The organism is Neisseria subflava (assembly GCF_003044645.1).
Lineage (GTDB): Bacteria > Pseudomonadota > Gammaproteobacteria > Burkholderiales > Neisseriaceae > Neisseria > Neisseria subflava_B.
Window position 1 is genome coordinate 79221 of sequence record NZ_POXL01000002.1, and the last position, 12181, is coordinate 91401.

Annotated in this window: 11 protein-coding genes; 4 read left to right on the forward strand and 7 right to left on the reverse strand. The window is 48.9% G+C overall.

What is annotated here, in order from left to right:
- Window positions 1-10 precede the first annotated feature (10 nt).
- From DBY97_RS02260 to DBY97_RS02285, 6 genes are all read right to left on the reverse strand, one after another.
- On the reverse strand, window positions 11-496 hold the full coding sequence (locus DBY97_RS02260; RefSeq protein ID WP_107857285.1) for a hypothetical protein: 486 nt from the start codon (window positions 494-496) through the stop codon (window positions 11-13).
- A gap of 93 nt (window positions 497-589) precedes the next feature.
- The gene (gene dapE, locus DBY97_RS02265; RefSeq protein ID WP_107857286.1) at window positions 590-1735 is read right to left on the reverse strand and encodes a succinyl-diaminopimelate desuccinylase; all 1146 of its coding nucleotides are present in this window, start codon (window positions 1733-1735) and stop codon (window positions 590-592) included.
- Between the two features lie 112 nt (window positions 1736-1847).
- Window positions 1848-2468, reverse strand: coding sequence for an HI_0552 family protein (locus DBY97_RS02270; protein WP_107857287.1), 621 nt, complete (start codon window positions 2466-2468; stop codon window positions 1848-1850).
- Between the two features lie 34 nt (window positions 2469-2502).
- Window positions 2503-3012: a hemerythrin domain-containing protein gene (locus DBY97_RS02275; RefSeq protein WP_036493113.1), complete on the reverse strand. Its 510-nt coding sequence runs from the start codon at window positions 3010-3012 to the stop codon at window positions 2503-2505.
- 92 nt (window positions 3013-3104) lie between these two features.
- Entirely contained in the window at window positions 3105-3683 is a 579-nt protein-coding gene (gene azu / locus DBY97_RS02280; RefSeq protein WP_003748712.1) for an azurin, read from the reverse strand.
- Window positions 3684-3974: 291 nt separating this feature from the next.
- Window positions 3975-4397, reverse strand: coding sequence for a DciA family protein (locus DBY97_RS02285; RefSeq protein ID WP_199900726.1), 423 nt, complete (start codon window positions 4395-4397; stop codon window positions 3975-3977).
- A 154-nt stretch (window positions 4398-4551) separates the two neighbouring features.
- On the opposite strand from DBY97_RS02285, the gene secA reads away from it, so the two are divergent.
- The 3 genes from secA to DBY97_RS02300 all read left to right on the forward strand — a co-directional run bounded on the left by secA (window position 4552) and on the right by DBY97_RS02300 (window position 9093).
- Entirely contained in the window at window positions 4552-7305 is a 2754-nt protein-coding gene (secA, locus tag DBY97_RS02290) for a preprotein translocase subunit SecA (RefSeq protein WP_107857289.1), read from the forward strand.
- Window positions 7306-7437: 132 nt separating this feature from the next.
- The gene (gene aroC, locus DBY97_RS02295; protein WP_107857290.1) at window positions 7438-8538 is read left to right on the forward strand and encodes a chorismate synthase; all 1101 of its coding nucleotides are present in this window, start codon (window positions 7438-7440) and stop codon (window positions 8536-8538) included.
- Between the two features lie 117 nt (window positions 8539-8655).
- Complete coding sequence (locus DBY97_RS02300; protein ID WP_070825960.1) at window positions 8656-9093, forward strand: ProQ/FINO family protein; 438 nt, start codon at window positions 8656-8658, stop codon at window positions 9091-9093.
- A 225-nt stretch (window positions 9094-9318) separates the two neighbouring features.
- On the opposite strand, the gene DBY97_RS02305 is transcribed toward DBY97_RS02300, so the two are convergent.
- Window positions 9319-10893, reverse strand: coding sequence for an inorganic phosphate transporter (locus DBY97_RS02305; protein ID WP_070584891.1), 1575 nt, complete (start codon window positions 10891-10893; stop codon window positions 9319-9321).
- Between the two features lie 153 nt (window positions 10894-11046).
- On the opposite strand from DBY97_RS02305, the gene DBY97_RS02310 reads away from it, so the two are divergent.
- The gene (locus DBY97_RS02310; protein ID WP_107857291.1) at window positions 11047-12150 is read left to right on the forward strand and encodes an anhydro-N-acetylmuramic acid kinase; all 1104 of its coding nucleotides are present in this window, start codon (window positions 11047-11049) and stop codon (window positions 12148-12150) included.
- Window positions 12151-12181 lie beyond the last annotated feature (31 nt).

A 12181-nucleotide genomic window follows, 5' to 3' on the forward strand; every position in this document is an offset into this window, starting at 1 on the left:
AAAATGGGAATTATAGAATTTTCTTTAAAACAACAAATTCTTTGTCTTTTTCTATCTTAAATTTTCCCAAGACCCACTCGCCACTCTTTTTAAACTCTCCGTTTTCTCCACAATAGCCTCTTTTCTCAACCTTGGTCGCTTGCAGAATCACTTCGTCATCACTTACAAATCGATAAAGACCTTCTGAATGCGGAAAACATTCATTACCGCATTCTGCTGAATAACTGCTGCTAAACCTGCCATCTTTATCAAACTCAATGTGCTTTCCATAAATGTGATTGTCAGAGCCGGCTGGTTCTACCCGACTGAGAGAATATGCGTTTTGGGGCGCATCCATGGGTAACTCGTCAATATGCCACAATCCCACCAGTACATTTTTTTCTAAAATTTTTCCTTGATTGATTGAAACTGCTTGAGGCTTTGGCTCGGATTCAAGACAACCTGTCAAAGATAATGACAATCCGAATACAACAAGGGCTGAGATAAATTTCTGCATAGGAAACCTTTAGTGAAGAAATCGATTAATGACAGTCAAAGCATTGCCACAATATATGCCAGTTTTGATGGGGCAATACCCTTTCTGTCGTTTTCAGACGGCCTTTTCAGCCAACAATCGCGTCAACATACCCTCATACACTGCCGACAGCTTCGGAATATCTTCCAAACGTACGTTTTCGTTGATTTGGTGGATGGTCGCGTTGGACGGGCCTAATTCGATGAGTTCTTTGGCAATGGCCTTGATGAAGCGTCCGTCCGAAGTGCCGCCGGTGGTGGACAATTCGGCCTCAACACCACAAATCTCGGTAATGGCTTCGCGCGCCACATCGGTCAGTTTGCCCGCGTGGGTTAGGAAAGGTTGGCCTGAACAAGACCACTGCAAATCGTATTGCACACCGTGTTTGTCCAAAATGGCGTGAACGCGTTGTTTCAGCCCATCTTCGGTGGACTCGGTAGAGAAACGGAAATTGAATTTGACGTTCAGCTCACCAGGAATAACGTTGGTCGCGCCTGTACCACCGTTGATATTGGAAATTTGGAAACTGGTCGGCGGAAAGTATTCGTTGCCCTCGTCCCAGGCTTCCTGTATCAACTCCAGCAAGACCGGGGCAAAAGTGTGGACGGGATTGATTGCCAAATGCGGATAGGCAATATGGCCTTGCTTGCCTTTGACGGTCAGATTACCCGACAACGAGCCGCGCCGGCCGTTTTTCAACATATCGCCTAATTTATCCACGGCAGTCGGTTCACCGACGATACAGTAATCAATCAACTCCCCGCGCGCTTTCAACACATCGACAACTTTGGTCGTACCGTCCAACGCATCACCCTCTTCGTCCGAAGTAATCAGGAGCGCGATACTGCCTTGATGATTAGGATTTTCGGCAACAAAACGCTCACAGGCGGTAACGAAGCAGGCAATGCTGGTTTTCATGTCCGCCGCGCCGCGACCATACAGACGGCCTTCACGCTCGGTCGGTTCAAACGGAGGCGAATCCCATTTTTCAACAGGGCCTGTCGACACAACGTCGGTATGTCCGGCAAAGCAGAACACCGGAGCCTGCGTACCGCGGCGCAACCAAATGTTTTTGGTGTCGCCGAAATGAAGCTCTTCTACGGCAAAACCGATTTTTTGCAGGCGTTCGGCCAGCAGTTGTTGGCAGTTTTGGTCATCCGGCGTAATAGACGGGCGGGAAATCAGCTCTTTGGCAAGCTCTAGGGATTGAGTTTCGGTCATATTTGTTCACTTTGAGAAACAGGCCGTCTGAAACATTCTGAATATGATTTTCAGACGGCCTTGAGTTTATTTGAAGATACTGAATGGGCAGTTTCCCTTTCGGTATTCTGAGTTATTTTCCATGACAAGCTTCATACAGCGGCAGTAAATCTTCCACTGTTTCCGCTATCCATTTCACGACATCCTGCTTGCCTAAATCATCGCGTTCGATGTGTTTCCCGATACAGAAGAAATCTTTGTCGTCTCGAAGCTTTCTATCGCCGTCGCTTTGTTGGGCGACGGTACGATAATCGTCATATTCGCTTTCCGCACCATGCCACATATCGAAGGAAGCGTATTTTTCAGTATCAAAATTATCCAGCCAGCGGTTGTAATCAGGCAGCGCAATAGGGGAAATATCGGCTTTATAGCAATGCCAGTCCAAGCTGACGCTCAAACGGCGGCGGTTGAGCAAAATCGATAAAATCGCTGCGGAATTTTTATATTGTTCGTATTTGAAATACGCAAAGAAATGAGCGCGAACCTGCCAGCCGTTACACCAGCGTTCGATATGCGGCGGCGCAAACGGTGCACCCAATTCAGCAGCAACCTGCTGGACCAGCTGCTGCCATACCTGCCAGTTTTCTTTATAGTCTGCCTTGATTTGCGGAATGCTTTCAGGCTGGTATTTTTTAAGCTGGGAAAACTGGAAAAAAGGGATATTGAATAAATCGCAACTTTTTGGGGTCAGCATAGTGTATTCCTTGAGACGATTGTTTCAGACGGCCTTATTTGCGGCGGCGTGCGGCCATAATTTCGCCGATTTCGGTCAGTTTTTCTTTGGGGATAAAGGTTTTGCCCATATCAAACAGCGGCTCTTCAATCGCCAAATGAACATCATATCCTGCGACAAAGCGTTTGAACGTTTCTGCATCGGGGACATAGGCGTTGTCTGCTTCGAGTTTGGCGAATTCGGCAGATACCGCCGCCCAGTTGTTGTGCAGGCTGATATGTTGGCGCAAAAGCTCGTCAACGCTTTCTTGAGCTTGCGGCGCATATTGCAATAGAAGCGGGAAGAAATTTTCTTCTTCGTCTTCATGGTGCAACGGCGCAGCAACATTAAAATATTGGGCAATCTGGCGGATGGTTTGCAAAACGATTTGATTGCAGCCGTTTTCGGCAATATAGTCCGACAACATGGCAACCTGGCTGCAGAAACGGCGCACTTTGCCATGACAGGCGTACAGCATTTCAATGGGTTCGGCAAAAGTAACGCTTTTGGTTTCAAACGGATTCATGGTTTTGAGGTTTTATTCTTAAATTAATGTTTCCAGATTATAACAAAACAGCCTGCACAAGGCAGGCTGTCTGTTTTCGAGCTTGAGGCGGATTAGTCAACCAAAGTAACTTTACCGTTCATCAAAGCGCCGTGACCTGGGAAGGTACAAGCGAATTTGTATTCGCCGCCGGCCAATTTAGCAGGATCCAGAGTCAGGGAAGCTTCTTCGCCGCCGCCAACCAGTTTGGTGTGGGCAACAACGCGTGCGTCGTCAGGTTTAACGTAGTCAGTTGCAGCAGCACCGGCACCGTCTTTGAAAATACCGTCCATGTCTTCGGCTTTACCGATGACGATGTTGTGACCCATGCTTTCTTTAGGTTGGGTACCAGTGTGTTTCAAAGTGATGGTGAATTCTTTACAAGCTTTGCTTACTTGGATTTCTTTAGTGTTGAACTGCATAGCGTCGTTGGCTTCAACAGTAGTTGCGCAGTTGCCGGCAGCAGGAGCGGCGGCAGCATCGGCTGGAGCAGCTTCAGAGGCAGGAGCAGCATCGGCAGGTGCAGTAGTTTCTGCAGGAGCAGCTTCAGAAGCAGCGGAAGCAGCAGGTGCTTCAGCAGGTTTTGCAGCTTCTTGAGAGCATGCAGCCAAGCCGATAACGGCAGCGGAAATCAGAGCCAGATAAGCTTTCATTGATGTATCTCCTAATGATGAGAGTCTTGTTAAGTTCTATTAATAGAACCCGCGCAAATATATTAACAAAGGCAAATGTCAAACTTAAACTTATTCACGCAGAGTGATAAGAAATTCAGGCGTTATTTTGCTACAAACTTCACACGAAATCAAAATTTCAGGCCAAGTTTACATCAGTTTACCTAAAAGAAAACAGTTACTGTTTAGGTCGTATTTCTTTAGTATTAGATGCTATCGGTCAAATGAAATAAGTTTTAACATTTATTAACCATAATCTCATTCGGCATGATTTTAGCGGCTGTGCTTGCGTACCAATTCTGCCAATGCCGCTGCCAATTCGGGATGCTTGCCTTCCAATTTGGCCGCCGCTTCATCGAAACTGTCTAAAGCTGCCTCGCTCAATCGCAAACTATTGGTTTTCGGTTGAGCAGGTGGCTTGGGGACTACCCTGACCACCACTTCCCTCACGCCTGCATGCAATGCTTGCAACTTGGGCAACATGGCAGGCAGGATCATTTTCAAACGCGAAGCAGCCATATTATTGGCGGCCAGCAAAACCAGTCTTCCGTCTTCAATACAGGCCGTCTGAAAATGCGGATGCAGGTTGACCGGCAAAACCGTTTTGACTTTTGCATCCAATTTCCGCCATTGTTGCGATTGTCGCAACAAGCCCGCCAGTAAATGATCGCGCTTGCCTAATTGTGCTAAATCCATATATTTCAGACGGCCTCTCAGTAAATTAACCAAACAATTACAATTGAAATACAGCAAAACCGCCTTTATTTCAAACAGCATTACCGCGTTATACAAGCGCTTGTGTTAAAATCCCAGTTTCGCCCACTATTATATCAAGGCGCAGGAATTATTCATGCTGACAAACATTGCTAAGAAAATCTTCGGCAGCCGCAACGACCGCCTGCTGAAACAATATCGTAAATCCGTTGCTAAAATCAATGCACTCGAAGAACAGATGAAAGCGTTGAGCGACGCAGATTTACAGGCCAAAACCGCCGAATTCAAACAACGCCTCGCTGACGGACAAACGCTAGATGATATTTTGGTTGAAGCCTTTGCCGTCTGCCGCGAGGCATCCCGCCGCGTATTGGGCATGCGCCACTTCGATGTACAGCTGATCGGCGGTATGGTCCTGCACAACGGCAAAATCGCCGAAATGCGTACCGGTGAAGGTAAAACTCTGGTAGCCACCCTTGCCGTTTACCTGAATGCATTGTCAGGAAAAGGTGTACACGTCGTTACCGTCAACGACTACCTCGCCTCCCGTGACGCAGGCATTATGGAGCCGTTGTACAATTTCTTAGGCTTGAGCGTCGGCGTGATCGTAACCGATTTGCAACCTTTCGAACGCCAAACCGCTTACGGCGCCGACATTACTTACGGTACCAACAACGAATTCGGCTTCGACTACCTGCGCGACAATATGGTTACCGACCAATACGACAAAGTTCAGCGCGAATTGAACTTTGCCGTTGTCGACGAAGTGGACTCCATTCTGATCGACGAAGCGCGTACGCCGCTGATTATTTCCGGCCAGGCAGATGACAACATCCAGCTCTACCGCGTGATGGATGCCGTTCCGGCCCACCTTATCCGCCAAGAAACCGAAGAAGGCGAAGGCGATTACTGGGTAGATGAAAAAGCACACCAAGTTATTCTGAGCGAAGCCGGTCACGAACACGCCGAGCAAATCCTGACACAAATGGGCTTATTACAGGAAAACGACTCGCTCTACTCTGCCGCCAATATTTCCCTGATGCACCACCTCATGGCGGCATTACGTGCGCACACTCTGTTCCACAAAGACCAACACTACGTCATTCAAGACGGTGAAATCGTGATTGTGGACGAATTCACAGGCCGTCTGATGGCCGGCCGCCGTTGGTCCGAAGGCTTGCACCAAGCCGTTGAAGCCAAAGAAGGCGTAGAAATCAAACGCGAAAACCAAACGCTTGCCTCTATTACTTTCCAAAACTACTTCCGCCTGTACAGCAAACTGTCTGGCATGACCGGTACGGCCGACACCGAAGCCTTCGAGTTCCAAAGCATTTACAACCTCGAAACCGTCATCATCCCGACCAACCGTCCTGTACAACGTAAAGACTTCAACGACCAAATCTTCCGCTCAGCCGAAGAAAAATTTGAAGCTGTTGTCAAAGATATCGCCGAATGCCATAAAAACGGCCAACCGGTTTTGGTCGGTACAACCAGCATCGAAAACTCCGAACTGGTTTCTGACTTGTTACGCAAAGCAGGTCTGCCGCATAACGTTCTGAACGCAAAAGAACACGAGCGCGAGGCATTGATTGTGGCCCAAGCCGGTAAAGTCGGCGCAATTACCGTTGCCACCAACATGGCCGGCCGCGGTACCGATATTGTCTTGGGCGGCAACCTCAAACATCAAATCGAAGCCATCCATGCCGATGAAACCCTGAGCGAACAGCAAAAACAAGCGCAAATTTCTGCCCTTGAAAGCGGTTGGCAAGCTGAACACGACCAAGTTGTGGCCGCAGGCGGTTTGCATATTATCGGTACAGAACGCCATGAAAGCCGCCGTATCGACAACCAGTTACGCGGTCGTGCCGGCCGTCAGGGCGACCCCGGCTCCAGCCGTTTCTATCTGTCGTTTGAAGACCCATTGCTACGCCTCTTTGCACTCGACCGTGCCGCCGCCATCCTCAACCGCTTGGCACCTGAGCGCGGCGTTGCCATCGAACATGGCCTGCTGACCCGTCAAATCGAAGGCGCGCAACGTAAAGTCGAAGGCCGCAACTTCGATATGCGTAAACAGGTTTTGGAATACGATGACGTTGCCAATGACCAACGTAAAGTGATTTACCATCAACGTAACGAAATCCTGACGACTAAAGACGTCAGCGATTTGACCCGCGAAATCCGCGCCGACGTTGTCAGCGACTTGGTTGACTACCACATCCCGCCTGACAGCATGGAAGAGCAATGGGACATTCCGGCACTGGAGCACCAACTTGCCGCCGATTTCCGCCTGCATGTCGATATCAAAGGCTGGTTGAAAGAAGACAGCACTTTGGACAACCAAGACATTAAAGAACGCCTCATCAAGCGCATCGAAGACGAGTATGCCGAAAAAGTTGAATTGGTCGGCAAACAGGCCATGTCAGACTTCGAACGCAATGTTATGCTGCAAGTTATCGACAATCAATGGCGCGAGCACCTTGCCGCCATGGACTACTTGCGCCAAGGCATCCATCTGCGCAGCTATGCTCAGAAAAATCCGAAACAGGAATACAAACGCGAAGCTTTCGCCATGTTTGAAAACCTGTGGCGCGGTATCAAACAAAACATTGCCGCTTTGCTGACTGCCGTTCAAATCGAGCGCAACAGCGAATACGACCACACTGCCGCACAAAGCGTCAGCGATGTTCAAACCGTCCACTCCGATGCGCCTGATATGGAAGAATTGCTCGGTCAATCGCAAACCGATTTGGTTACCGAAGCGTTCGATCCTGACGGCACAGACTTCAGCCCTGAAGCGCTTGCACAAAACGGCCTGATTGTTCACCGCAACGATCCTTGCCCTTGCGGCAGCGGCCTGAAATACAAACAGTGCCACGGTAAATTGAACTAAGCAGTCATCTCAAAAGGCCGTCTGAACAGATGTGATAACGAAATCAAAGATTCTCGTTTCCCTGTTCAGACGGCCTGAGAATTATCCAAACAAGTAAAAAATTTCCAAACCCAATTTCAAAAGAGTATCCCTATGGCAGGCAATACCTTCGGACAAATATTTACCGTTACCACTTTCGGCGAAAGCCACGGCGCAGGCTTGGGCTGCATTATCGACGGCTGCCCGCCCGGATTAGAATTGAGCGAAGCGGATATCCAATATGACCTTGACCGTCGCAAACCCGGCACCAGCCGCCACGTTACCCAACGTCGCGAAGCCGACCAAGTCGAAATCCTCTCCGGCGTATTCGAAGGCAAAACTACCGGTACACCCATTGCCCTCCTAATCCGCAATACCGACCAACGCAGCAAAGACTATGGCAATATCGCCACCAGCTTCCGTCCCGGACATGCCGATTACACCTACTGGCACAAATACGGCACACGCGACTATCGTGGCGGCGGTAGAAGTTCCGCCCGCGAAACTGCTGCACGTGTTGCTGCCGGAGCAGTCGCTAAAAAATGGCTAAAAGAAAAATTCGGTACTGAAATTACCGCCTACGTTACCCAAGTAGGCGAAAAAGAAATCCAGTTTGAAGGCTACGAACATATTTCCCAAAATCCTTTTTTTGCCGCAAACCAAAGCCAAATTGAGGACTTGGAAAACTATATGGACAGCGTGCGCAAATCATTGGATTCTGTCGGCACAAAACTTCATATCGAAGCGGTTAACGTCCCCGTCGGCTTGGGTGAACCAGTTTTTGACCGCCTCGATGCAGAAATTGCCTATGCCATGATGGGCATCAATGCTGTCAAAGGTGTAGAAATCGGTGCAGGTTTTAATAGCGTAACGCAACGCGGCAGCGAGCATGGCGACGAGCTCACGCCACAAGGCTTTCTATCCAACCACTCAGGCGGCATCTTGGGCGGCATCAGCACCGGACAAGACATTCATGTGAATATTGCCATCAAACCGACCAGCTCCATCGCCACACCGCGCCGCAGCATTGATATAGAGGGCAACCCTGTCGAACTTGCCACACACGGCCGCCACGACCCCTGCGTCGGTTTACGCGCTGCTCCGATTGCAGAAGCCATGCTGGCATTGGTATTGATTGACCACGCCTTACGCCATTGTGCGCAAAATGCCGATGTTCAGGTTAATACACCGGACATTGCCAAATTGGAAAAATAACCGTTTATTTCTGAATATTCTCAGAAAAATTTAGCCAAATCACAGTCTTTATACTACAATAGCACCTTATTGCCGTATGACGAAAATACGGATTTATATTAGAGGAATACAACCGCAATGGCACAAGAAACCGCTTTGGGCGCTGCGCTGAAATCTGCCGTCCAAACCATGAGCAAGAAAAAACAGACAGACATGATTGCCGACCACATTTACGGCAAATATGATGTTTTCAAACGATTCAAACCGTTGGCTGTCGGTATCGACCAAGACTTGGTTGCCGCCCTGCCCCAATACGACCCTGCACTGATTGCACGCGTACTGGCCAACCACTGCCGCCGTCCGCGCTATCTGAAAGCCCTGGCTCGCGGCGGCAAACGTTTTGACTTGAACAACCGCTTCAAAGGCGAAGTCAGCGCAGAAGAACAAACCATCGCCCAACAGCACCCAGCCGTTCAACAGGCATTGGCTGCACAAGCCGAACGCCAAGCTGCTAAGGCTACTGCAGAAGCAGAAGCGGCTCCTGTACAAGCTGAGACCAACGAAGCTGCCGAATAATGTTCAGACGGCCTGATAAGGCTTGCACTAAATAAATAAAGACCCCAATTCAATACGACATCTTTAGCGTCGATGAATTGGGGCTTTTTTACTGTCTTAACCTTATAGTGGGCTGATTAAAAATAGCTTTGCTTGTTCATAACAAACTAAAATCTACTCTTAATGAACATAAGAAAAGGCCGTCTGAAATATCTTTCAGACGGCCTTTTGAAATCAAATAGTCATTTAAAACACGGCTTGCAAAACCAAATAGCTGACAACAGACAAAACGGCAGCGGCAGGCAAGGTAATTACCCAAGCAAGGCCGATCGGTTTCATCAATTTCCAGTTAGCATTGCGGTTAACCAAGCCGATACCCAAAACTGCACCCACCAAGATATGGGTACTGGAAACAGGCAAGCCCATAAATGATGCGGCCATCACAACAGCGGCAGCAGAAAGCTCTGCAGAAAAACCTGACGCGGGGTGCATTTCTGCCAAGCTGGTGCCTACGGTTTTAATCACTTCTTTGCCGACAAACCATAAGCCGACGATCAAAGCGATACCGAAAGTCAACATGGCAATTGGCGGCACGGCGTTTTGAGCGGTAATGCTGTTGGTACGCAACACATCCATAATCGCGGCAAACGGACCAATCGCATTGGCAATATCGTTCGCACCATGGCTGAATGCGAAACCGCAAGCGGTAAATACCTGCATCCATGAGAACATTTGGAAAGTCGATTTATCCAAATCTTTGCGTTTCAAACTTTTGGCAAATACAAACGTACCCATCCAAATAGCCGCGCCGATCATGAAAATGGTCAGGAAGCTGTTGACGTTGCTCATGCCCAAATGCAGATTTTTCAGACCTTTGAAAATCAACATGGCCGCAATCATCATACCGCCGACAGAAGCAATAAACGGTACCCAGGAATGCAGGGCTTTGTAAGAATCTACTTCGCCCTTACGGCTGTCAAAGCGGTGCAGACCGCGATAATACTCAGACTGCAATTCTTCAGGATCAAAGTCCGGCTCATCATAGATTTGGGCATCGTGCGCCATTTTGGTGGCGTATTCGACTTTTTCAGATTCACTCAAGGCTTCAAAAAACAGGCGGTGCTCTTCTTTATAGGCTTTCTTCTCCAACTTGATGCCTTTGAGCGTATTATCGGCCCAAGAGTTGTAGTCCAAAACGTTTTTCTTAATTCGTGAAAACAACAGATAGGAAACGATGCCGCCCAATACCGGAGACAAAATCCAAGACAAGGCAATTTCGCCCAACTTGTCCCATTGAATCAGCGCAACGGAATCCACACCGTTCAATGCCGCCATACACAAGGCACTACCGACGATACCGCCGATAATGGCATGTGTCGTGGAAACCGGCAGGCCTTTGCGTGATGCGAAAAGCAGCCACAATGCCGCAGCCAAAAGCGCAGACATCATAATAAAGACAAACTGCATCGGATCCAGATGCATGCCATTCAAATCGACAATACCCTTACGGATGGTATCTGTTACCTCGCCACCGGCAATCACTGCGCCGCTGACTTCAAATACTGCCGCAATCAGCAAGGCTTGCGGAATGGTCAATGTGCCGGAGCCGACACTTGTACCGAAAGAGTTGGCAATATCGTTACCACCCACATTAAACGCCATGAAGACGCCGAAAAAGGTAGCAAGGATAAACAGGCCGGAGTGGTTGTAGTGGGTATAACCCAGGCCCCAATAAATAAAATAGCCGACCATGCTCACAAGCATAGCGGCAAAAACCGTATTAATCAGCTTCAAGTTCGCACTCGACTGAGTTTGAGCCATGGAAAGTTTCCTTTTGGAAAACATGTTGAGTCACGTTATTTTAACCTCTTTGTAATCTTTCTTGCACCAACTATTTACATTAAATGCCGAAATTCCCGTAAAAACGTCAAAAGGCGTTAAAATGTCGTTTTACCTTCTCTTTCTGTAACCGAAATGCAACCCCAATACTATATCGGCATCATGTCCGGAACCAGCATGGACGGTGCCGATGCCGTACTGATTCAAATGCAGGGCAAGCAATGGCAACGAGCCGTTGCCCACAGCTTTCTACCCTATTCAGACGGCCTGCGCCAAGAATTGTTGGCACTGCAAGACATAGGCGAAAATGAATTGCACAGAAGCAATATCCTGGCGCAAACACTCAGCCGCCTATACGCCCAAACCATCCAGCAACTATTGGCAGAACAAAACCTGTCGGCCAAAGACATTGCCGCAATCGGCTGCCACGGACAAACCATCCGCCATGCGCCTGAACACGGTTACAGCATTCAACTGGTTAACCTCTCCCTGTTAGCTGAACTGACCGGCATTTTCACTGTCGGCGACTTTCGCAGCCGCGACCTTGCCTGCAACGGTCAAGGTGCACCCCTCGTCCCAGCCTTTCACGAAGCGCTGTTTCGAGATGCGAATGAAACCCGAGCCGTACTCAACATTGGAGGCATTTCCAATATCAGCATCCTCCCGCCCGACAGCCCTTCTTTCGGCTTCGATACCGGCCCCGGCAATATGCTGATGGATGCATGGATGCAACATATCTGGCAGCAGCCTTACGACAAAAACGGGGAAAAAGCCGCACAAGGCAAAATCCTCCCCGACCTGCTCGCTAACCTGCTCGACCATCCTTACTTCAGCCGCCCTTATCCCAAAAGTACAGGCCGAGAGTTGTTTTCCCTAAGCTGGCTTCAAGGCCATCTGAAAGGTAATGAAAAGCCGGAAGATGTGATACGCACATTGGTCTTTTATACCGCACAAACCATTTTTGATGCGACCAAACAAGCTGCTCCGGAGATTCATCATCTTTATATCTGCGGCGGTGGCATTCGCAATCCGGTTTTAATGCAAGACTTGGAAACCCTGTTTTCTCCCGACACCAAATTGCACAGCACAGCCAAGCTCCATCTTGACCCGCAATGGGTCGAAGCCGCCGCTTTTGCCTGGCTTGCCGCCTGTTGGTGCAATCAAGTTCCAAGCAATCCCCTCCATGCAACCGGCGCACATTCACACCGAATTTTAGGCTCTGGACATTACGGCAACTAAAGTCGGATAAATAAAAAGGCCGTCTGAACAT